This is a genomic window from Massilia sp. CF038, assembly GCF_900129765.1.
Lineage (GTDB): Bacteria > Pseudomonadota > Gammaproteobacteria > Burkholderiales > Burkholderiaceae_D > Telluria_A.
On the sequence record NZ_FQWU01000005.1, the window covers coordinates 132,600 to 155,059 of the forward strand.

21 protein-coding genes are annotated in these 22,460 nt (G+C 59.6%); 15 read left to right on the forward strand and 6 right to left on the reverse strand.

Annotated elements, in window-relative coordinates:
• Position 1 precedes the first annotated feature (1 nt).
• Complete coding sequence (locus BUC24_RS23735; protein WP_073222759.1) at positions 2 to 1,201, reverse strand: acyl-CoA dehydrogenase family protein; 1,200 nt, start codon at positions 1,199 to 1,201, stop codon at positions 2 to 4.
• 205 nt (positions 1,202 to 1,406) lie between these two features.
• Between BUC24_RS23735 and ssuE the strand changes: the two genes are divergently transcribed.
• The 14 genes from ssuE (at position 1,407) to BUC24_RS23805 (ending at position 15,978) form a co-directional block, all read left to right on the forward strand.
• Positions 1,407 to 1,988 carry an NADPH-dependent FMN reductase gene (ssuE, locus tag BUC24_RS23740; RefSeq protein ID WP_073222761.1) on the forward strand — a complete coding sequence of 194 codons (582 nt, stop codon included), beginning with the start codon at positions 1,407 to 1,409 and terminating at the stop codon, positions 1,986 to 1,988.
• Between the two features lie 22 nt (positions 1,989 to 2,010).
• Positions 2,011 to 2,982 (forward strand): sulfonate ABC transporter substrate-binding protein, encoded by a 972-nt coding sequence (locus BUC24_RS23745; RefSeq protein WP_073222763.1) that lies wholly within the window; start codon positions 2,011 to 2,013, stop codon positions 2,980 to 2,982.
• 13 nt (positions 2,983 to 2,995) lie between these two features.
• Positions 2,996 to 4,144 (forward strand): FMNH2-dependent alkanesulfonate monooxygenase, encoded by a 1,149-nt coding sequence (ssuD, locus tag BUC24_RS23750; RefSeq protein ID WP_073222765.1) that lies wholly within the window; start codon positions 2,996 to 2,998, stop codon positions 4,142 to 4,144.
• Between the two features lies 1 nt (position 4,145).
• Positions 4,146 to 4,904: an aliphatic sulfonate ABC transporter permease SsuC gene (gene ssuC / locus BUC24_RS23755; protein WP_143167636.1), complete on the forward strand. Its 759-nt coding sequence runs from the start codon at positions 4,146 to 4,148 to the stop codon at positions 4,902 to 4,904.
• A 9-nt stretch (positions 4,905 to 4,913) separates the two neighbouring features.
• Positions 4,914 to 5,681, forward strand: a complete 768-nt coding sequence (locus BUC24_RS23760) for an ATP-binding cassette domain-containing protein (RefSeq protein WP_073222769.1) — start codon at positions 4,914 to 4,916, stop codon at positions 5,679 to 5,681.
• Between the two features lie 98 nt (positions 5,682 to 5,779).
• Positions 5,780 to 6,592, forward strand: coding sequence for an endonuclease/exonuclease/phosphatase family protein (locus BUC24_RS23765; RefSeq protein WP_073222771.1), 813 nt, complete (start codon positions 5,780 to 5,782; stop codon positions 6,590 to 6,592).
• A gap of 21 nt (positions 6,593 to 6,613) precedes the next feature.
• Positions 6,614 to 7,774 (forward strand): cardiolipin synthase ClsB, encoded by a 1,161-nt coding sequence (gene clsB / locus BUC24_RS23770; RefSeq protein WP_073222773.1) that lies wholly within the window; start codon positions 6,614 to 6,616, stop codon positions 7,772 to 7,774.
• A gap of 7 nt (positions 7,775 to 7,781) precedes the next feature.
• Positions 7,782 to 8,156, forward strand: a complete 375-nt coding sequence (locus BUC24_RS23775; RefSeq protein ID WP_073222775.1) for an RNA-binding S4 domain-containing protein — start codon at positions 7,782 to 7,784, stop codon at positions 8,154 to 8,156.
• Positions 8,157 to 8,325: 169 nt separating this feature from the next.
• Positions 8,326 to 8,934: a TetR/AcrR family transcriptional regulator gene (locus BUC24_RS23780; protein WP_073222777.1), complete on the forward strand. Its 609-nt coding sequence runs from the start codon at positions 8,326 to 8,328 to the stop codon at positions 8,932 to 8,934.
• Between the two features lie 61 nt (positions 8,935 to 8,995).
• On the forward strand, positions 8,996 to 10,786 hold the full coding sequence (locus tag BUC24_RS23785; RefSeq protein ID WP_073222779.1) for an acyl-CoA dehydrogenase C-terminal domain-containing protein: 1,791 nt from the start codon (positions 8,996 to 8,998) through the stop codon (positions 10,784 to 10,786).
• A 100-nt stretch (positions 10,787 to 10,886) separates the two neighbouring features.
• Positions 10,887 to 13,283, forward strand: a complete 2,397-nt coding sequence (locus tag BUC24_RS23790) for a 3-hydroxyacyl-CoA dehydrogenase/enoyl-CoA hydratase family protein (RefSeq protein WP_073222781.1) — start codon at positions 10,887 to 10,889, stop codon at positions 13,281 to 13,283.
• A 60-nt stretch (positions 13,284 to 13,343) separates the two neighbouring features.
• Entirely contained in the window at positions 13,344 to 13,790 is a 447-nt protein-coding gene (locus BUC24_RS23795) for a PaaI family thioesterase (protein ID WP_073222783.1), read from the forward strand.
• A 44-nt stretch (positions 13,791 to 13,834) separates the two neighbouring features.
• Positions 13,835 to 15,031: an acetyl-CoA C-acyltransferase gene (locus tag BUC24_RS23800; RefSeq protein ID WP_073222785.1), complete on the forward strand. Its 1,197-nt coding sequence runs from the start codon at positions 13,835 to 13,837 to the stop codon at positions 15,029 to 15,031.
• A 167-nt stretch (positions 15,032 to 15,198) separates the two neighbouring features.
• Positions 15,199 to 15,978: an enoyl-CoA hydratase gene (locus BUC24_RS23805; RefSeq protein WP_073222787.1), complete on the forward strand. Its 780-nt coding sequence runs from the start codon at positions 15,199 to 15,201 to the stop codon at positions 15,976 to 15,978.
• A gap of 51 nt (positions 15,979 to 16,029) precedes the next feature.
• Here BUC24_RS23805 and BUC24_RS23810 read toward each other — a convergent pair whose 3' ends face one another.
• The 5 genes from BUC24_RS23810 to BUC24_RS23830 form a co-directional block, all read right to left on the reverse strand.
• Positions 16,030 to 16,281, reverse strand: coding sequence for a hypothetical protein (locus BUC24_RS23810; protein ID WP_073222788.1), 252 nt, complete (start codon positions 16,279 to 16,281; stop codon positions 16,030 to 16,032).
• A gap of 308 nt (positions 16,282 to 16,589) precedes the next feature.
• A complete protein-coding gene (locus BUC24_RS23815) occupies positions 16,590 to 16,832 on the reverse strand; it encodes a hypothetical protein (RefSeq protein WP_073222790.1) in 243 nt (80 codons plus the stop codon).
• Between the two features lie 452 nt (positions 16,833 to 17,284).
• Complete coding sequence (locus BUC24_RS23820) at positions 17,285 to 19,447, reverse strand: peptidase domain-containing ABC transporter (RefSeq protein WP_083599122.1); 2,163 nt, start codon at positions 19,445 to 19,447, stop codon at positions 17,285 to 17,287.
• A gap of 102 nt (positions 19,448 to 19,549) precedes the next feature.
• Positions 19,550 to 19,804 carry a hypothetical protein gene (locus tag BUC24_RS23825; RefSeq protein WP_073222794.1) on the reverse strand — a complete coding sequence of 85 codons (255 nt, stop codon included), beginning with the start codon at positions 19,802 to 19,804 and terminating at the stop codon, positions 19,550 to 19,552.
• A 22-nt stretch (positions 19,805 to 19,826) separates the two neighbouring features.
• On the reverse strand, positions 19,827 to 21,026 hold the full coding sequence (locus tag BUC24_RS23830) for a radical SAM protein (RefSeq protein WP_143167637.1): 1,200 nt from the start codon (positions 21,024 to 21,026) through the stop codon (positions 19,827 to 19,829).
• Positions 21,027 to 21,331: 305 nt separating this feature from the next.
• Here BUC24_RS23830 and BUC24_RS23835 point away from each other — a divergent pair, with 305 nt between their 5' ends.
• Entirely contained in the window at positions 21,332 to 22,459 is a 1,128-nt protein-coding gene (locus BUC24_RS23835) for an efflux RND transporter periplasmic adaptor subunit (protein WP_073222798.1), read from the forward strand.
• Position 22,460 lies beyond the last annotated feature (1 nt).

A 22,460-nucleotide genomic window follows, 5' to 3' on the forward strand; every position in this document is an offset into this window, starting at 1 on the left:
GTCAGGAATAAGCGGTGGGTTCAGGCACGCTGCCTTTGAGCGCATAGCGCCCAAGGTCGCGCAGCTTGTAGTCGACCGGGTCGTGCAAGGTATGCACGCGCACGTTGCGCCAGAAGCGGTCGTAGCCGAATCGTGCCGATGTAGCGCGAGCGCCTGTCAATTCGAACATCTGGCTGCTGATTTCCACACCGGCGCGATGCGACAGCACTTTCGCTTCGGCCACCGCCACCGCGACTTCACCCCGCTCGCGCGCCGTCAGCAAAGCGCCTTTTGCGAAGGCGGCATCGAGCGCCAGCGCGGCCTGATCGGCCAGCACTTCGGCAGGGCGCAGCAGCAGCCATAAGTCGCCATAGCGGTGCTGCACGAAGGGATCATCGGCGGCGGTTTCCACACCAGATGCAAACCAGGCGCGCGATTGCTCGCATGTGTATTGACGTGAAATGGCAAAGGCGCCCTGACCGATGCCCAGATAAAGGTTGGCCATGATCAGCTGCGCGATCTGCGAACGCAGCGTCGCCTGCGGCGTTGGCGTCTGGCCTGGCTGCTGCAGCACCAGGCTGGCGCGCAGCGTGACCTGGTCGAAGTGGACGTTGCCGCTGTCGGTCTGGCGCTGGCCGAACGCATCCCAGTCGGCTTGCACAGTGATGCCGGCCTGGGTGGTCGGCAGTACTGCGATCAGTGCGGCGCCAGCTTGCTCGTCCCAGGCGCTGACGGTCAGCCAGTCCGACCCGACCGAACCGGAACAGAAGCTCTTGGTGCCGTTCAGGATAAAGCCGTCGGCAGTGGCGCGCGCCACGGTGCGCTTGTCCAGCGGGTTCAGTGCGTTACCCCAGAACAGGCCGTCGTGCACCGTCGCTTCGAACAACTGGCGCTGCTGCTGGGCGTTGCCGTACAAGGTTAGTCCTGCGAGCTGCAGGTGGTGAAAGCCGAATACGTGGGCCAGCGCGCTGTCGGCGCGGGCCAGGATGCGGATCACCTCGTACACCGTGCTCCAGGAAGCGCCCTGGCCACCGAATTCGGTGGGGATCGACAGCGTCAGCAGACCCGAATCACGAATCCACTGCCGTTCAGCGGCAGCGTGACCGCCTGCGGCATCACGTTCGGCGGCATTGTGGGAGAGCCGCTCGGCGAGCGCTTCCGCGATGCTGATGGCATCTGGCAGCGCCGTGTCGGACGGCTGGCGAAGAAGTGTAGCGGGCATCGGTAATGTCCTGATTTCATTTGGTGAAAAACAGTATTGCACCGCGCTTGAGGGGAAGGGAACGAAGATATCCGACCTTCGATATACGCAAAACGCTGGAACGAAAAACGCATATTCAAGCGCGAAACCATTCGTTTTTATTTTGTGGCGTGCGGCTTACGCTGTGCTCAGTTATGCATGATCACTAACCTGATACGGACCAATCATGAGCGTTTTATTGTTGGGCGGAAGCCCTGCGGCATCGTCAAGCGGCGCCCGGCTGCTGCAGCACATCGGCGACAAGCTTGCCCTGCAGGGCCACCGCTGCAACCGACTGCAGGTGCGCGATTTGCCGGCCGAGGCACTGCTGCACGGCGACTTCAATGACCCGGCCATCGTCCGTGCCACGGCACTGGTGCTGGACGCCGACGCCATCGTCATCGCCACGCCGGTGTACAAGGCTTCCTATACAGGCATCCTGAAAGCCTTCCTCGATCTGCTGCCCCAGGATGGCCTGGACGGCAAGCTGGTGCTGCCACTGGCCACAGGTGGCAGCCAGTCGCACATGCTGGTGCTGGACTATGCACTGCGGCCGGTGCTGGCATCACTCTCGGCACGTTTCATCCTGCCCGGTATTTACGCTACGTCAGCGCAGCTGCAATGGAGCCCCGAAGCGGGCTTTGAGGCCGATGCTCCCATCGCCGCGCGCATCGCCAAGGGTGTCGCGCAGCTGTCCGCCGAATTGCAGGCGCTGCCCAGTTATCGCGCCGCGCAGCACCAATTGACCACCCCGGCCCTGGCTGCCTGACCCTCACCGAAAGAACAAGAAGATGACCCTGTATTCAAATAAACGTGCCACCCGCCGCCTGACACTTGGCCTGCTGTTGGCCACCGTACTAGCTACTGGCGTCGCTACCGACGCCAGCGCCCAGGCCAGCAAGGAAGTGCGCATCGGCTACCAGAAGTACGGCACCCTGACGCTCCTCAAGGGGCGTGGCACGCTGGAAAAGCGGCTGGCCGAAAAAGGCATCAGCGTCAAGTGGACAGAATTCCCGGCTGGCCCAGTTCTGCTGGAAGGCCTGAACGTGGGCAGCATCGACTTTGGCGCTGTAGGCGAAGCGCCGCCGATCTTTGCGCAGGCCGCCGGCGCCAATCTGGTCTACGTCGGCAACGAGCCGCCGTCGCCACAGTCGGAAGCGATCATCGTGCCGAAAGGCTCGACCATTCGCAGCATTGCTGACCTCAAGGGCAAGAAGGTCGTGCTGAACAAGGGCTCGAACGTGCACTACCTGCTGGTCAAAGCGCTGGAAAAAGCAGGCGTCAACTACAAGGATGTGCAAGTGGTATTCCTTCCGCCGGCCGACGCCCGCGCCTCCTTCGAGCGCGGCGCAGTCGATGCATGGGTGATCTGGGATCCGTTCCTGGCGGCCGCCGAAAAACAGCTTGGCGCGAAAATTCTTTCCGACGGCAAGGGCCTGGTGGCCAATCACCAGTTCTATCTGGCCTCGCGTCCCTACGCGGTGGCCAATGCTGACACGGTACGCATCGTGATCGAGGAACTGGCCAAGGTCGATGACTGGGGCCGCCAGAACCAGAAAGACGTGGCCGCGATCCTGACTGCGCAAACCGGCCTGGAGCCGTCCGTGGTCGAACTGGCCGCCAGCCGCTATGCCTACGGCGTGAAGCCAGTCACGCCGGAAGTGATCGGCGAGCAGCAGAAAATCGCCGATGTCTTCAGCACCCTCAAGCTCATTCCCAAGCCGATCGTTGTAAAAGACGCTCAGTTGCCCTACAAGCTGTAACGCAGGAGTTCCTATGTCACTCAATGTATTCTGGTTCATCCCCACCCATGGCGACAGCCGCTACCTGGGCACCAGCAAAGGCGCACGCACGGTCGACGCCGAGTATCTTAAACAGGTTGCCGTGGCGGCCGATACGCTAGGCTACGACGGCGTATTGCTGCCGACCGGCCGTTCCTGCGAAGACGCATGGGTCGTCGCCTCGTCGCTGATCGCGGTCACGCAAAAACTCAAGTTCCTGGTCGCGATCCGGCCCGGCCTGTCCAGCCCCGGCTTGTCGGTGCGGATGGCGTCGACATTTGACCGCCTGTCCAACGGACGTCTGTTGATCAACGTGGTCACCGGCGGTGACCAGGGCGAGCTGGAGGCCGACGGCGTGTTCGCCGACCACTCCAAGCGCTACGAGATTTCGGACGAGTTCCTTAAAGTGTGGCGCGCGACCATGGCAGGCGAGGGCGGCGCTGCCGGCTACGACTTTGAAGGCAAGCATATCCAGGTCAAGGGCGCCAAGACCTTGTATCCCCCGGTGCAAAAGCCTTACCCGCCGCTGTACTTCGGCGGCTCTTCCGAACCGGCCCACGAACTGGCGGCCGAACAGATGGACGTGTACCTGACCTGGGGCGAGCCACCGGCCGCCGTGAAGGAAAAGCTGGACGACATTCGGGCCCGCGCCGCCAAGCGCGGACGCACGCTGCGCTTCGGTATTCGTCTGCATGTGATCGTGCGCGAAACGAACGAAGCGGCGTGGCGCGCCGCCGATGAATTGATCAGCCATCTGGACGACGAAGTCATCGCCAAGGCGCAGGCTGCGTTTGCAAAAATGGATTCGGTGGGCCAGCGCCGCATGGCCGCCCTGCATGGCGGGCGGCGCGACCAGCTGGAAGTCTCGCCCAACCTGTGGGCGGGCGTGGGTCTGGTGCGCGGCGGCGCCGGTACCGCGCTGGTGGGCGACCCGGAAACCGTGGCAGCGCGCATGCAGGAGTATGCCGATCTGGGTATCGATACCTTCATCCTGTCTGGCTACCCGCACCTGGAAGAATCGTACCGTTTTGCCGAGCTGGTATTCCCGCTGCTGGGCAAGGGCAAGGTCCAGGGCGAGCAATCGATCACCGGACCATTTGGCGAGATGATGGCCAGCGATATCGTGCCCAAAAAGGCGGCGTGACATGAGCAAGCCATCCCTCCTGGCGCCGTGGGCATTGCCGGTGGCGCTGATCGCCGTATGGCAGGCCGCCGCGCAGGCGGGCTGGCTGTCGAGCCGAATTTTGCCTGAACCGTGGGCAGTGGCGAAGGCATTCTGGACGCTGGCCGAATCCGGCGAACTGTGGCAGCACTTGCGCACCAGCCTGTGGCGCGCCACCACCGGGTTTGCCATCGGCGCGGGTCTTGGCCTGGTGCTTGGTCTGCTCAATGGCAGTGTGAAGCGTGCAGAGACCCTGCTCGATACCACGCTGCAGATGATCCGCAATATTCCGGCGCTGGCACTGATTCCGCTGGTGATCCTGTGGTTCGGCATTGACGAAACGGCCAAGCTGTTCCTGCTTGCAATTGGCGTGTTCTTCCCGGTCTACCTGAATACCTTCCACGGCATTCGTTCGGCCGACCAGGGTTTGATCGAGATGGCGCGCAGCTATGGCGTGTCTGGCTGGCCGCTGTATCGCGATGTGATTTTGCCTGCCGCGCTACCGTCGATTCTGGTGGGCGTGCGTTTTTCACTGGGGCTGGTATGGGTGCTACTGATCGTCGCTGAAACCATTTCGGCGCAAGCGGGCATCGGCTACATGACCATGAATGCGCGCGAGTTCCTGCAAACGGACGTGGTCCTGGTTGGCATTTTGCTGTACGCCCTGCTGGGCAAGGGCGCCGACTTGTTATCGCGCGGCATGGAACGCTATTTCCTCCGCTGGAATCCAGCTTACCGCTAAAAGGACAGCATGCAAATCAATCGGATCGAAGAGAGCACGGTCGCGGCAGCGGCGCTTAAACAGCGCGGCGTGCGCTTGTCGCTACAGGGCGTCGGTAAATCCTATGGCGACAAGCTGGTGCTGTCCGGGATCGACCTCGATCTGGCGCCGGGCGAGTTTGTGGCCGTGATTGGCCGCAGCGGTTGCGGCAAGAGCACCTTGCTGCGCACCATTGCGCAGCTTGAAGCGCCGGATCGCGGTACGATGCAGATCGGTGCTGCGGACAGTGAGCCCGAAGTGCGGATCATGTTCCAGGAAGCGCGTTTGCTGCCGTGGAAGTCAGTGCTGGACAATGTTGCGCTGGGTCTGAAAAAAGACCGCAGCGCCGCAGCGGCGTCGCTTGCTACGGTAGGGCTTGCATCGCGTGGCGCGGAATGGCCGACCGTGTTATCGGGCGGTCAGCGTCAACGCGTGGCGCTGGCACGGGCGCTGGTACACGATCCGCAATTGTTGCTGCTCGACGAGCCGCTGGGTGCGCTCGATGCGCTGACCAGAATTGAAATGCAGCAATTGATTGAATCATTGTGGCGCGAACGCGGCTTTACTGCCGTCCTGGTCACCCACGATGTGCAGGAAGCTTTGGTACTGGCCGATCGTGTCCTGTTGATTGAAGACGCCAAACTTGCGCTCGACCTGCGCGTTGATTTGCCGCGCCATGGCAGACGCGGCACACAAGCGTTTGCGGCGCTTGAACAGCAACTGATTGAGCGCATACTTGGGAAAGCTGCCCTCGCCTAGAAAGCTGCCCATCCCCCCAAGTTTCAAAAAACCGCCACTTTTTCAGGCGCGGCGTCGCTTGTGCGCGGTATCCGTAAGGATGCGGTTAGAATGTTCCCATGAAGATTCGTGTCGCAACTTACAACATCCACAAAGGCGTGTCCTCCATCCGGAGCACACCACGCGTTGTCGCACTGAAAAAGGCAATCGCCCAATTCGACGCCGACGTCGTGTTTCTGCAAGAGGTACAAGGCCGGCACGACCGCTATCAGGACAAGTTTGGCGAGGAAAGCCGTGGCCATCGCCACTGGCCCCAATCGGCCCAGCACGAATTTTTCGCCGGTGAATCGCACCATTCCGCCTATGGCATGAATGCGGTCTACGACCACGGCCACCATGGCAACGCCTTGCTGTCCGCCTATCCGATCGAAAACTCGCATAACCACGACGTTTCCGACCATGCATATGAGCAACGCGGGATTCTCCATTGTGTGATCAATACCCAAACCTGCCCGATCCATTGTTTCGTCGTGCACCTGGGCTTGTTTGAATCGGGCCGCAGCCGCCAGAATCAGGCCCTGATCGACTGCGTCAACAAATCGGCGCCCAATGGCGAACCGGTCATCATCGCCGGCGACTTCAACGATTGGCGCAACACGCTCAGCGACAAGCTGCGCAATGCGCTGGACGTGGTGGAAGTGTTTGACGAACTGGGCTCGCGCTCCCGCATTGGCGACCTGGTACGTGGCCTGGCCGGACGCGACAAGCCGGTCGTGCCGGCACGAACCTTCCCGGCTGCCTTGCCGTGGTTCCGCCTCGATCGCATTTATGTGCGCGGCTTCAAGGTCGATACTGCCCAAGTGCTGCACGGTACCTTGTGGGCCAAACTGTCCGACCATGCCCCGATTGTGGCCAATCTCAAGCTGGCCTGAGGTCGCCTCACCGTCGAGCCCATGCGCGCAGTCAATCTAATCGCTCATAACGAAGTTACCTTGCTGGAAAGCGGTGTCGAACTGTTTCCGGCAATGATCGCGGCCATCGAAGATGCCCAGTACGATATCTACTTCGAAACCTACATCTTTGCCGATGACGATACTGGTCGCGCCGTCGAAGGGGCGCTCATCAAAGCTGCCCAGCGCGGCGTGAAAGTGCGGGTCGTGACTGACTGGTGGGGCACGGGCAATCAGCAGTGCAAGCGTTTGCGCGACGCCTTTGTCGAGGGCGGTGTCCATTTTCGCGCTTTCAATTCCTGGTTCCGCCGTGGCGTGGCCCGTACGCACCGCAAGGTGACCGTGGTCGACCGGACGGTGGCCTTTGTCGGCGGCATCAATATCAATGACGACTGGTTCTGTGACTACGATGCCAGGAAGCGCTTGCCCGCTCCGCGCTGGGATTTCGCAGTGCAAGTGGTGGGACCGCTGGTGTCGACCATCCACCATGAAGCCCAGGCGCAATGGGCGCGCGTGGGCCGGCTGGGCCTGATGAAGCGAATCAATCTGTTTCGCGAAATGCGCAAGCAGCCTTTGCCGGACAGCGACAAGCCGGTGCAGGCCGCATTTGTGGTGCGCGATAGTCTGCGTAACCGCCACACCATTCAGCGCGCTTACTTGCAGGCCATTGGCCGGGCGAAAAAAAGCGTCTTGCTGGTCAATCCTTACTTTGCACCCGGCCACAAGTTCCGCAAGGCGCTGGCGGTGGCGGGGCAGCGCGGGGTGGAAGTCCAGCTATTGATTGGTGTCGGTGAGATCTGGCTGCAGGACATGGTGGCGCGCTCCTTCTACCCCAAGCTGTTGGCCAGCGGGGTGAAAGTGTATGAATACCGCAAAACCCAATTGCACGCCAAGGTGGCCGTGGTGGATGACGACTGGTCGACTGTTGGCTCAAGCAACTGCGACGGCCTGTCGCTGTTCCTGAATCAGGAAGCCAATATCGTAGTCAAGGACGAAGCGTTTGCGCAAACCATGCGCGAACATATATTAGAAGGCATCGGCGACGCGGTCCCCGTGCTGGCGGAAGAATTCGAACACGTGAGCTGGATCCGGCGCAGCGGTTATGAAGCTGCCTATTTTTTATACAAAATGACCATGCGCATCTTCGCCATCGGTTACGCTTAAACAACACATGGACAACGTACGTATCGACAAATGGCTGTGGGCAGCCCGCTTCTTCAAGACCCGTTCCCTGGCCACCGATGCGGTCGACAACGGCCGGGTGCGGCTGGACGGCGAGCGGATCAAGCCGGCGCGCGCGGTCAAACTCGGGGATAAATTGCTTGTGGACAATGGGGCCGAGATCTGGGAAGTGCTGGTACTGGCCATTTCCGACCATCGCGGACCGGCGCCGGAGGCCCGTCTCCTCTATGAAGAGACCGCCACCAGTGTTGCTAAAAGGGAAAATGACGCAGAGGCGCGCAAGCTCTACCGCGAGCCCGGCACGACCATCAAAGGACGGCCCACAAAACAAGATCGTCGGGCCCTCAGCAAAGCGCGCGGCTAGAGTGAAAACAGGGGGTTTTTGGTGCGCCGCACCAATAGAACAACGCTTCTAGATTCCCGTTTGACATTTCTACAGTAGTGGATAATAGTACGAGCGTTCAGATTTCAATTCATGCGGGCGCTCATTCCAACTCATTGTGGGTACTGTTATTAACACTTCAGCAAAATTCATGCGCAAGGGCGAGCTCACCAGAGCCGCGATCCTCGATGTCGCACTCGACCTCGCCAGCCGCGACGGTCTGGAAGGCCTGACCATTGGCCTTCTTGCCGACAAAATGAACATGAGCAAGTCCGGTGTATTCGCGCACTTCGGTTCGCGTGAAGACCTGCAAATGGAAGTGCTCAAGCTGTACCACCACCGCTTCGAGCAAGAGGTGTTTTTCCCGAGTATGAAAGAAGTGCGCGGCATTGCCCGTCTGATGTCGATGTACGCACGCTGGATCAAGCGCGTCAGCGTGGAGATCGCATCGGGCTGCATCTATATCAGTGGCGCTGTCGAATACGACGACCGTCCGGGACCGATCCGCGAGGAGCTGGTCTCGATGGTGCGTGCCTGGCAGGGCGCGCTGCTGCGCTGTGTGCAGCAATCGATCGAAATCGGCGACCTCAAGTCCGATACCGACGCCCAGCAGATGGTCTACGAAATGTATGGCCTGATCCTGGCACTGCACCACGATGCGCGCTTCCTGCGCATGCCGGGCAGCGTTGATCGGGCACGCGTGGGCTTCGAGCGCCTCATCATGAATTACCAGAATCCGAAAAAGCAATCGCAAGACTAATTTTGCCCGCGCCGGTATGGTCCGGCAGGGTGTTCAATCATAGTATCGTCAGGAGAAAATCATGGGTCAGTACGTCGCGCCACTTCGGGATATGCACTTCTTGTTGCACGAATTCCTCAACGTCACCGACGAATTGAAGCAGATGCCGAAATTTGAAGATGTTGACACCGACATCATCAACCAGGTTCTGGAAGAAGGCGCCAAGTTCACGCAGAACGTGCTGTTCCCGCTGAACCACTCCGGCGACCGCGAAGGCTGCCATTTCGATGCCGCCACCAAGTCGGTCACGACCCCGAAGGGCTTCAAGGAAGCCTACAAGCAGTACGTCGAAGGCGGCTGGGCTGCGCTGGCATGCGATCCTGAATACGGCGGCCAGGGCTTGCCGATCGTGGTGAACAACTCGTTCTACGAGATGCTCAACTCGTCCAACCAAGCCTGGTCGATGTACCCTGGCCTGTCGCACGGCGCCTACGAGTGCCTGCTGGAGCACGGCACCGACGAACAGAAAAAAGTCTACCTGCCGAAGCTCGTTTCCGGCGCCTGGACCGGCACCATGTGCCTGACCGAATCGCACTGCGGTACCGACCTTGGCATGCTGCGCTCGAAAGCGCTGCCGCAGGCAGATGGCTCGTGGTCGATCACCGGTTCGAAGATCTTCATCTCGGCCGGCGAGCATGACATGAGCGAAAACATCATCCACCTGGTGCTGGCCCGCGTGCCGGACGCACCGGAAGGCTCGAAAGGCATTTCGCTGTTCCTGGTACCGAAGTTCCTGCCAAACGCAGACGGCTCGGTCGGCGAGCGCAATGGCATCGCTTGCGGCGCCATCGAAGAAAAAATGGGCATCCACGGTAACTCGACCTGCCAGATGAATCTGGACGGCGCCAAGGGCTGGATCATCGGCCAGCCGAACAAGGGCTTGAACGCCATGTTCGTGTTCATGAACGCAGCCCGCCTGGGCGTGGGCATGCAGTCGCTGGGCCTGACCGAAGTCGCGTATCAGAACGCGCTGGTCTACGCCAAGGACCGCATTCAGATGCGCAGCCTGTCGGGCGTGAAAGCACCTGAAAAACAAGCCGACCCGATCATCGTGCACGCCGACGTGCGCCGCATGCTGTTGACCGGTAAAGCCTACGCCGAAGGCGCACGCGCGTTCTCGTCGTATGTGGCACTGCAGATCGACCGCGAACTGAATCACCCTGACGAAGACGTACGCAAGGAAGCCGCTGACGAAGTGGCGCTGCTGACCCCGATCATCAAGGCCTTCATCACCGACAACGCCTGGGTGGCGACTTCGGAAGCGATGCAGGTGTACGGCGGCCACGGCTACATTTCGGAATGGGGCATGGAGCAGTATGTGCGCGACGCGCGTATCAACCTGATCTACGAAGGCACCAACACCATCCAGTCGCTCGACCTGCTGGGCCGCAAAGTCCTGATGGACAACGGCGCCAAGCTGCGCAAGTTCGGCGAGAAGATCAAGGCGTTTGTGGAAGAAAACGGTACCGACGAAGCGATGTCCGAATTCGTCACCCCGCTGGGCGACCTGGGCGACAAGGTCACCAAGCTGACCATGGAAATCGGCATGAAGGCGTTCCAGAATCCGGATGAAGTGGGCGCGGCAGCGGTACCTTACCTGCGCGTGGTCGGTCACCTGATCTACAGCTACTTCTTTGCACAGATGGCGAAGATCGCGCTGGCCAAGGAAGACTCTGGCGACAACTTCTACAAAGCGAAGCTGGCAACGGCACGCTTCTACTTCGCCCGTCTGCAGCCAGAGACCGCGATGCTGATTCGCCAGGCCCGTTCCGGTTCGGCCAACCTGCTGGCGCTTGACGCCGACTTGTTCTAATTACCTATCACATCGTCCTCGCGGAGGCGGGGACCCATGCTGAGCATCCGTGCCATGGGTCCCCGCCTTCGCGAGGACGATGTAACTTTAAAGGAAAGCCATGACCAATTTCATCGTTAAAAAAGTCGCCGTTCTGGGCGCAGGCGTGATGGGTGCGCAGATTGCTGCGCATTGCGTCAACGCCAAGGTACCGGTCGTGCTGTTCGACCTGCCGGCCAAGGAAGGTCCAAAGAACGGCATCGTGCTGCGCGCGATCGAGAACCTGAAAAAGCTCTCGCCTGCACCACTGGGCAACAAGGATGACGCGGCCCTGATCGAAGTGGCCAACTACGAAGACAACCTGGCCGCGCTGGCCGGTTGCGACCTGATTATCGAAGCCATCGCCGAGCGCATGGACTGGAAGCACGACCTGTACAAGAAGGTCGCTCCCCACATCGCGCCAAACGCGATCTTCGCCACCAACACCTCGGGCCTGTCGATCACCAAGCTGTCCGAAGGCTTCGACGCTGACCTGAAAGCACGCTTCTGCGGCGTGCACTTCTTCAATCCTCCGCGCTACATGCACCTGGTCGAGATCATCCCGACCGCAGCGACGCGTCCGGAAATCGCCGACCAGCTGGAAGGCTTCCTGACCACGACCCTGGGCAAGGGCGTTGTGCGCGCCAAGGATACCCCGAACTTCATCGCCAACCGTGTCGGTATCTTCGGCATGCTGGCGACCATCCACGAAGCCGAAAAATTCGGCCTGTCCGTGGACGTGGTCGACGACCTGACCGGCGCCAAACTGGGCCGCGCCAAGTCGGGCACCTTCCGTACCGCCGACGTGGTCGGTCTGGATACGATGGGCCACGTGATCAAGACCATGCAGGACAACCTGGCTGACGATCCGTTCTTCTCCGTCTACAAGACGCCGGACGCACTGGCCAAGCTGATCGCTGCAGGCGCGCTGGGTCAAAAAGCTGGCGCGGGTTTTTACAAAAAAGTGGGCAAGGACATCCAGCGCATCGACTTCGCTTCGGGTGAATACGTGGCCGGTGGCGGCAAGGCTGCCGACATCGTGGCGCGCATCCTGAAAGAAAAGGATCCGGTCAAGAAGTTCAAGGCCCTGCGCGAATCGACCAATCCACAGGCGCAGTTCCTGTGGGCGATCTTCCGCGACGCCTTCCACTACATCGCCGTGCATCTGGGTTCGATCGCCGACAACGCGCGCGACGTCGACTTCGCCATGCGCTGGGGCTTCGGCTGGGCCGTCGGCCCGTTCGAAACGTGGCAAGCGGCAGGCTGGTCGCAGATCGCCACCTGGGTCAAGGAAGACATCGATGCTGGCAATGCACTGTGCAATGCACCGCTGCCAGCCTGGGTATTCGAAGGCCAGGTCGCTGAAAAAGGCGTGCATACCCCAGAAGGTTCGTACTCGGCGATTAGCAACAGCTATGTGCCACGTTCGACTCTGGCCGTGTATGACCGCCAGGCCTTCCGCGCTCCGGTCCTCGGCTCGGGCGCTGTCGACGGCAAGACCGCCGGCGTGACCTTCCACGAAGACGACTCCGTGCGCATCTGGCACCAGAACGACGACGTGCTGATCATCTCGCTCAAGACCAAGATGCACGTCATCGGCGAAGGTGTGATCAACGGCCTGAAAATGGCGCAGGAAGAAGCAGCCAAGAACTTCAAGGGTCTGGTCATCTGGAACAGCGACGCAGCTGACGGCGGCGCGTTCTCGGCTGGCGCCGATCTGCAGTCGGCACTGCCACTGTTCATGCAAGGCGGCGCCAAGGCCATGGAGCCAGGCATCGCTCTGCTGCAGGACACCTTCATGGCGATGAAATACTCGAACGTACCAGTGGTGGCCGCAGTTGCTGGCCTGGCCCTGGGCGGCGGCTGCGAAATGGCGCTGCACGCGTCCAAGCGCGTGGCCTCGATCGAGTCCTACATTGGTCTGGTGGAAGTGGGCGTGGGCCTGATTCCTGCCGGCGGCGGTCTGAAAGAAGCGGCTGTACGCGCTTCGAACGAAGCCAAGGGCACCGACATTCTGCAATTCCTGAAAACTGGTTTCACCAACGCGGCCACCGCCAACGTGTCGAAGTCGGCACTGGAAGCGAAAGCGATGGGCTACCTGAAAGAAGACGACGTGATTGTCTTCAACCCGTACGAACTGCTGCACGTGGCAAAAGTCGAAGCGCGCGCCATGTTCGACGCCGGCTACCGTCCGCCGCTGCGCCGTCCTGTGACCGTTGTTGGCCGTTACGGCTACGGCACCATCAAGGCGCAGCTGGTCAACATGCGCGATGGCGGCTTTATTTCGGCGCACGACTTCAAGCTGGGCGAGATGATCGCCGAGATCGTATCGGGCGGTAACGTGGATCAGGGCTCCGTGGTGTCCGAGCAGTGGTTCCTGGACATGGAACGCAAGGCCTTCCTGGAATTGCTGAACCATCCGAAGTCGCAGGAACGGATCATGGGCATGATGCAAACCGGTAAACCGGTTCGCAACTGATCGACCGACATGTCGATCGCGACCTTAGCGTTCAAACTTTTACTGCGAGTGAGGCCTTCGATGGTGTATGACCGTATCAAGCAGCAAATGATGGACACGCTGCCGTTTGTGCAGCTGCTGGGGATCCAGATCGACGCGATTGGCAACGGCACCTCCGAGGTGTCGATGCCAGCCGACCCGAAACTGAACAACCACCTGGGCACGCCCCACGCCGGCGCGCTGTTCACGCTGGCCGAGACGGCCTCCGGCGCAGCCATGGCAGGCGGCTTTGCCGACCTGATTTTGGGTCTGCGTCCGGTCGCCAAGGAGTCGCGTATCCAGTACCAGAAAGTGGCCAAGGGCGCGACGCGCGCCAGCGGCCGCGTTCCGGGCGATATGGCGGCCCTCAAGGCGCAGCTCAAGGCCGAGGGCAAAGTGGCATTCCCGGTTGAAGTTGACATCTTCGACGAGCACGGGACCCTGGCGGCACAGGTGCAGGTCGACTGGTATTTGTCCGAAAAACGGTAATCACGAAGTCCCTTTCGAACCACAGAATTTTTGAGAGAACAACCATGAGCAAACAACTTCAAGACGCATACATCGTCTCCGCAACCCGCACCCCGATCGGCAAGGCGCCGCGCGGCATGTTCAAAACGACGCGCCCGGACGACCTGCTGGTACGCGTGCTGCAGTCGGCAATGGCGCAAGCGCCTGGCCTGGACCCGGCGCTGATCAACGACGCCATCATCGGCTGCTCGTTCCCTGAGGCCGAACAAGGTTTCAACATCGCCCGTATGTCGGTGCTGCTGGCCGGCCTGCCAAAAACCGTTGGTGGCGTGACCGTGAACCGTTACTGCGCTTCCGGCATTACCGCCATCGCCATGGCTGCTGACCGCATCCGCGTGGGCGAAGCCGACGTGATGATCGCCGGCGGCGTGGAATCGATGTCGATGGTGCCAATGATGGGCCACCACCCATCGATGAACCTGAACATGTTCACCGACGAAAACGTCGGCATGGCATACGGCATGGGCCTGACCGCGGAAAACGTGGCCAAGCAGTGGAAAGTAACGCGCGAGCAGCAGGACGCGTTCTCGGTCGAATCGCACCGCCGCGCCATCGCCGCGCAGCAGGCCGGTTTCTTCAAGGACGAGACCACCCCGGTTGAAATCATCACCCGTACGCCAAACCTGGCCACCGGCGAAATCGACATCAAGACCCGCACCGTCGACACCGACGAAGGCGCACGCGCTGATTCGACTCTGGAGTCGCTGGGCAAACTGAAGCCAGTGTTCGCCGCCAAAGGTTCGGTCACCGCGGCGAATAGCTCGCAGATGTCCGATGGCGCTGGTGCGCTGCTGATCGTCAGCGAAAAAATCCTGCGCGAGCACAACCTGACCCCACTGGCCAAGTTCTCCTCGTTCGCCGTCAAGGGCGTGCCACCTGAAATCATGGGCATCGGTCCAAAAGTGGCGATTCCTGCAGCCTGCGCGGCCGCTGGCATCACCCAGGACCAGCTGGACTGGATCGAACTGAACGAAGCGTTTGCAGCGCAGGCACTGGCTGTGATGGGCGACCTGAATCTGGATCCGGCCAAGGTCAACCCGATGGGCGGCGCGATCGCCCTGGGCCACCCGCTGGGCGCGACCGGTGCCATCCGCGCCGCCACCGTGATCCACGCACTGCGCCGCAATAACCTGAAGTACGGCATGGTCACCATGTGCGTCGGTACCGGCATGGGCGCGGCAGGTATCTTCGAACGCGTGTAAGCCTTCGGTTAAAATAATGCCATCAAGGGCGTCGTGGATTACCTCGGCGCCCTTTTCACTTTAAAGGCCGCACAACATCGTCCGCGCGAAGGCGGGACCCATGTTGCGCGGCGATGCCATGGACCCCCGCCTTCGCGAGGGTGACGGCAAGCATATAACGGAGCACTATGGACATTCTCATCACCAAAGCCGACGGCATCCTGACCCTCGAATTCAATCGCCCTGAACGCAAGAACGCGATCACCGCCGTGATGTACCAGGCCATGGCCGACGCCCTGAACGCGGCCGAAGCCGATGCGGAAGTACGCGCCATTCTCATCACCGGCAAGCCGGAGATTTTCACTGCTGGTAACGACCTCGATGACTTCATGAAGAACTCCGCGCCGGTACCTGGCGTGCCGGCCGAAGCGCGTCCCGTATTCCAATTCATGCGCGCGCTCTCGGGCAGCACCAAGCCGGTTGTGGCCGCTGTCGCGGGCGCGGCAGTTGGCATTGGCACCACGCTGCTGATGCATTGCGACCTGGTCTACGCGGCCGACAATGCCAAATTCTCGATGCCGTTTGCGCAGCTTGGCCTGTGCCCTGAATTTGCGTCGTCGCTGCTGCTGCCGCAGTTGGCAGGCTATCCGCGCGCTGCTGAAAAGCTGCTGCTGGGCGAAGCCTTCCTGGCGCAGGAAGCGCTGGAAATGGGGCTGGTATCGAAAGTTGTGCCAGCGGCTGAACTGCGCGCCTTCGCCGAAAAACAGGCGGCCAAACTGGTAGCACTGCCAGCTGCGTCGATCCGCACCACCAAGGCGCTGATGAAGCGTGCCCGCACCGGCCCAATCAACGACACCATGGCTGCAGAGAACGCGCAGTTCGGCGCCATGCTGCTGGCGCCGGAAGCGAAGGAAGCGTTCACCGCTTTCTTTGAAAAGCGCAAACCGGACTTTTCGCGGTTTTCTTGAGGCGTAACGAGGCGACGTGCGTTGCCGGTCGACCGGGCAACGCACGTCGCTTTACTGCTCCTGCATGCTACATCGAGTGTTCGCCGAACCCACGCAGGACCTGGTGTTGCGGCATGAAATCAGGTTCGTCGTTCCATCACAACGCGTGTTGGAGCAATACGAGTTAGTCAGCGCGTTTGAGGAACCGATGGCGCCCGCGATCTGCGCATAGTCGGAATTCTCAAGGGTGATCAGATCGTCATTGTCGAGCTCTACGGTGCCGTCGGCACGGATGGAAATTTTGCTTACGTCAAAAGTTGTCATGATTAATTTTCCTGTTGATAACAACGACCATTTACAGCCCCAGTACACTTGGCATTCGAACAAGTTCCATTCATCGTTTCGCTACAAGTCGTGCTGTTGGTGCATCTGGTGTTGCTAACCCAGCTACCTCCCGCGCCCGCGCTGCTGAATGTGGTGTCTTTTTCGATGGAGATTAATTCTTCGTCGTTCAAGGCAATTGCGCCTTGGGCATCGATTAAGATGCCGGTTAAGTCGAGCCTTGTCATCAATGTGCCTTATGTTAAAAGTGTAAATTGATAGAAAGCGGCAACCGTGGATCGGCTACCCGCTTACGGTTCCTGCATGCTGCACCGCCCATTACTCGCACCGCCGCACCATCTGTTGGTGCAGGTGGTGTTTAACGTGCCAGCGCAGGAGCCGTTGGTGCACGATGAGTTGCGGATTAGATCGGCATACGCGGCGCCAGCGAGCACATTGACGGCTTCTTTTTCAAGTGCGAGCAAGTCTGAGTCGCTCAAAGCGACGCAGCCGTGTTCGTCAATGGAAACGCTCGTCATGTCGAAATTCTTCATTTTCATTCCTTTTTTATGGAAATTCATGTGCGACAGCAGGTATCGGTGCTGCCTCCGTTTGCTCGTTTGCGCGGGTGAAGCGCGTCTCAAGCAATAGACAAAAAGCGGTGACCTGCACAGGGACGCGCAAGTTTTCCTTATTGCTCGATTTGGCTGCATCTGGTGTTGCGCGCGCCTGAGCATGAGCGGTTGCTGCAGTGCACATTTCCACCTGTATTCCCGTTACCGCCGCAAATGCTGTTCGTGCATACGCCGTTTGATCCAGTGCATATCGAATTCATCATGCCGCCTGCTAGCGTGACGCATGCTTCGCTTTCGAGCGTGATCAAATCTGAGTCTCCCAGTGCAACGCATCCATGCTCATCCAAAGTGACGGTGGTGATATCGAATCCAGACATGCCATTGCTCCCGTATTTGTCCTGCTCTTGTTGTGCGCGCTATAGCGTCGCCCCCTACCCGTGGTTGGCTTCCATAGCCGTCGCGACCGTCTCCACACGCTGATTGTCCACGCGGTAGACGGCATCGGCCCATTGCCATACTTCCGGACGGTGGGCGCACATGACGATGGTTTTTCCGGTTGCCTTCAATTTGCGCAGGATGCGCGCTTCGCCCTCGACTTCCAGGCCTGAAGTGGCCTCATCGAGCACGAGCAGGTTCGGCGCGCCGGCGAGTGCGCGTGCCAGCAGGATGCGCTGGCGCTGTCCGCCGGAGAGGCCGGCTTGGCCCTCGCCCACCACGGTATCAAGACGCATGGGAAGTGAACGCACAAAGGTATCGAGATCAGCAAGCGTGAGTGCTTCAAAGATCTGCTCATCTGAAATGCCTTTGCGATAGAGCCGTACATTTTCACGAATCGAATTGAGAATCAGGCGGTCACTTTGCATGACTGCACCGATTGATTCGCAGCACATCGCTGCCGGTACGCCGTCGATCAGGACGCTACCCGCAGTCGGGCTGATCAGACCACCGATCATTTTTGCCAACGTCGTTTTGCCGGCGCCTGAGGGACCGGTCAACACCACGCATTGACCTGGCTGGATCTTGAATGACGCGCCCTGCAAGATGATGGGATCGTGTTCGCCGTAGCTGAAGGCGACGTTCGATATCACGGTCCCGCCCTGCGTTATTGGCTGCGCTTTGCTGTAGGCTGCGGGCGGTTGCTCCAGCAACTCTTGTACTTCCAGGCGATGTGGTTCAAGTAATTTATATTGCTGGAACTGGTCAAATAGTGATTTCAGTGCGCTTGCGAGATGATCCTTGTAGGCACCGACGGCAACGAATGCCCCCAGACTGAAGGCGTCTGTCTGCATGAAATAAGCCGTCATGCAGACAAAGGTAAGTTGTTCGACCGAGCGCATGCTTGTGACGATGGATTCGCGGCTGCTATTGATCGCAGCGTTATTCAGATCGGCATCAGCGATATCGCGTGTACGGCGGCGAAACACCGCACGCACGGACCATAAGCTGCCGAAGCGGTGCAGCAGCGGGATTTGCGACACGACGTCCAGAACGAAGGACCGGTGGCGTTGATGGGCCAACAGCTGGCGCGTGGTCGACTTGCTCAGCGCGCGGCTGTAAGCGAGGTCAATGCCAACTGCGAGCATCATCGAGATCAGGCCTGGCAAGGCGAGCCAAGGGGAGACGAAAAATAGGGCGATAACACCGGCGGCAAGACCGAGCGCCACGCGAATGAGTGCAAGATTGAGGCGGCAGAAAAATCCCAGCTGACTACTGCAGAGCATAATCTGCTCGTAGGGATGCGATATCGGTTTGGACTCAAACCAGGCGCTGCCCTTGGCAGCGAGGCGGTCGAACAGGTCGCCCGCGACAGCAATATTGATGCGTTTTTCAAGCAGGCTGTTCTGAAACTGACCGAAAATCGTGGACAGGCTGCCAATCAGCGAAATCAACAGATAGGCTAAGCCAGCACTGGCAGCGAGCCCCAATCCTTTTCCCAGTCCGACCGCATCGATGGATTTGGAGCTCAGCAACGGCAGGCCCAGCATCAACGCCTGCGCCAACAGCGCGACCAGCAGAACAAGGACGCCCTTGCGGCTGGTCATCGCCTTGAGAGCGGCTAATTCGAGGGAATTCAAGCGGCGAGACCATTTGATGGCAGGCTGCGCGCTGGCCTCTGGAGGCGCAAGGGCGCTGACGGCAATGGCCAGGCCCGTTGCTTGCGAGGCAAGACGTCGGCTCTCGACGAAGCTCCAGCCGCGCTCCGGGTAAAACACCTCCATCGTCTTTTCGGACTTGCTGACAACGGCAATGTAATGGCCGCCCTTGAGCAGGATAATGCCGGGACAGGGGAATGACATCGCTCGTTTCGGGTCGAACATCACGGCGGTGGCCGAGGCACCGCAGGCGCGCAACGCGTCGCGCAGTTGGCGAACCGTGAGGCCACGGCTCGTCGTGCCCACGCGGGCCTTGATGTTTGCGGTGGAAAAGCGGTGCCCAGCCGCGGCATACAGTGCGGACATGCACACATAGCCGCAGTCCGTGATTCCCTGTTGTAATGCCACATTGGGCCGGCGGCGGCGCAGTACCGCGCGTCGCAAGGTGAGCGTGATCTCAGCAACGAAGGCTGACATTCTTGCAGCGATGTTCAATGCCATGGGCGTTCGACGGTTATACCAGATTGATCGGGGCGCGTTGCGACAGAGGCGAAAACTGCCTGGCCCGACCGCAGAATGAGCCAAGGCAGTTTTCTACAACCGTTACTGCTCCTGCACGCGGCAGCGGTTGTTGCTCGTTCCGCCGCAGCTCCAGTTGTTAGAGCAGCTGCTACTATTTGTGCTGCCGCCGCAGAAAGTGTTGGAGCAGGTCGAATTCACCCCGCCGCAATAGATGTTGTTTCCCCCCCCGGCGATCAATGTCGAGGCCGAGCCCTCGAGCGTGATCAAGTCCTCATCGCCGAGTTCTACGGTGCCGTCGGCACCGAGTGAGATTTTGCTTACGTCGAAAATTGCCATGACTGGAATTGCCTCCTGCTGGTTAAGAACGTGCCGGAATTGACACGATCGGTACTACCTTGCCACCCGACGGATAGGGCGATTTGAGTTCCGACGGTGCCATGCCGTCCAATGGACAAGCCGCAGCGTGCTCGGAAAGGGTGCCCAGGCCGCGGATCCACGGAAGCAGCTTGGCGTTGTTCAGCTCGATTTTTCCGTCCTCTTTGATATAGCCCAGGTCGTTGCGATCATCTGACAGCGCGACCGTGCATTTGCCCAGTCGGCCGTTGGAACGAATCAGCAAGGAGTTAGGCTTGCTGGCATAACAGATGTAGGGTTCGTCAACCGCTTGTTCGCTGGCACGCCGACTGCTGGCCGATTCGCCTTTGATGCGCTGGGTTTCAACGGTTTGCACTTGCGCAGGGAAGTCGCTAACCTGGGCGTGTCCAAGGCGCACCAGCGCGTCGTGATACACCTTGCGCATGCGCGCTTCAATCGCCGGCAATTCACTGAGTTTGATTCCATCGATAATTGTCTCGCCGCCGGCGCCGCCAAGGTCGCGCAAATGCTGGAAATCGAGACGAAAACGCGTGTCGCCCTGGAACACGGCAGCGAACTGCTCCATCAGGGTCACAATACTTTCGTGGTTATCGCGCCGAACATGAACCCGAAGTAACACTTCAAATTGCTGATCGAGTCCTTTCATCGCAATCAGGTTGTTCCAGATCGTCGAGAACGTCCCTTTGCCGTCCGCCCTGCGACGCAAGACGTTGTGTCCTTCTTCCCAGCCATCAACGGTGATCTGATAAAAATCGAGATGCATACCAATCAGTTCCGACGCCAGTTCGCTGTCGAGTGTGTAGGCATTGGTGGTGATGTTGCCCTTCAGGGCAACGCCATGTTTCTTGCAAAGGTCAAAGGCATAGCGTGTGAGACGCAACACAATTTCGCGCGCCAACAATGGTTCGCCGCCAAACCAGGAGAGCGTCAATTGTTTTAATTGCGGGACCCGATGGTCCAGGTAGCGTTCGATCCCGCGTTGCGTGCCCTTGGACATTTTGCCGAGTTCGAAGTCTTCGTAGCAATACGTGCAACGAAAATTGCATTTCTCGGTGGGGAAAAGGATCAGCTCCTGCACCTTGGACGTGATGGCGTTGGCGATTTGAGGCCGGGTAAAACCGTTTGGCAGGCTCGTTTGCTCCTGTTGCGCGGGACTTACTTGCATTTCGTTTAATACTTCCACCCTACCCCCTGTTGTGATTTGAGTGACGGCCAAGATGCCGAGCGCTTGAAAAACGTATCGACTTAAGTTGCTAGTTGTTTAACGGCAGAGTAACGATATGTGAAGTTAATCGGGATTTCAAGAAACAAAAATTCACAAAAATATGTCATACGCATTGACATTTTTGCTAAAAAAAACTTACTAAAAAAATACTTTGCGTAGGATTGTGCAAACCGTAGAATGCGGGACTGATCTGGCCCCCCCAACAGCGTGACCCCACGCGTGTACGGGCAGTGCTAGGGCTCCTGCATAGGGTTGTTTTCTACATGGCTTTTTTTAATCGCGGAAAGTGGAACGGACGGGTGCTGGCGGGCGTACTGATCGCGTCGTTGGTCGTGCTGACGCTTTGGATATGGCAGCGCGGGGTGGCAGCGCAACCAACTGAGCAAAAGACCGTGGTGGTAACTGTTGGTGATATCGAACGCCAGGTACGCACCACCGGTACCCTGGTCCCAGTACTGAAAGTTGACGTGGGCGCTCAAGTCACCGGCCAAGTGCGCAAACTGTTTGTGGAGCTGGGACAGCAGGTCGAGAAAGGTGAGCAGGTGGCACTGATCGACCCTACTCTGGCGCTCCAGGATTTGCGGCAACAAGAAGCCTTGCTTGAGCAGCAGACAGCGCAACTGGCAGCCAAATCCATCGACTTGAAAGCGGCAGAGCGGGAACTGGCGCGCCAAATGGCGCTGACTGCAGGCGAAGCGACCTCGCTTGCCGAACGCGAAGCAGCCCAGGATGCGGTACAAAAATTAAAGGCTGAAATTCGTGGCAATTCGGCCTTGCTGCAGCAGAGCCGGATCCTGATCGACAGTGCCAAGGCCAAGCTTGCCTATACCCGGATCACGGCCCCGGTCTCCGGCCAGGTCATTGCCATTGCAGTCCAGGAAGGGCAGACCGTCAATGCGGTGCAACAAGCGCCGACCTTGCTGACGATTGCGCAAATGGAAAAAATGACCGTGCGTGCGCGCGTGCCGGAGGCCGATATCACGCGCGTGCGGCGCGGCCAGCCTGTGTATTTCACTACGCTTGGCAATGACAAAGTGCGTCACACCGGCACGGTGCGGGCCGTACAACCGGCACCTGAAAAAATCAATACCGCGCTGTTTTACAACGCGTTGTTCGAAGTCCCTAATCCAGGCGCCGTGCTCTGGCCCGACATGACCGTGCAGGTGGTGTTCGTGACCGAGGCGCGCAGGCAGGTTGCAACCATTCCGAGCGCGCTGCTGGGCCCCATCGGTGAAGACCGCAAAGCCACGGTCAGGGTGCTCGGTCAGGATGGCAAGAGCGTGCCGCGCACCGTCACGGTGGGCATTGACGACGGCAGCCGCGCGGAAATCACGGCCGGGCTGCGCGTTGGCGAACGCGTGCTCGAGGTACCGGCCTTGTCCGGAGGCTGAT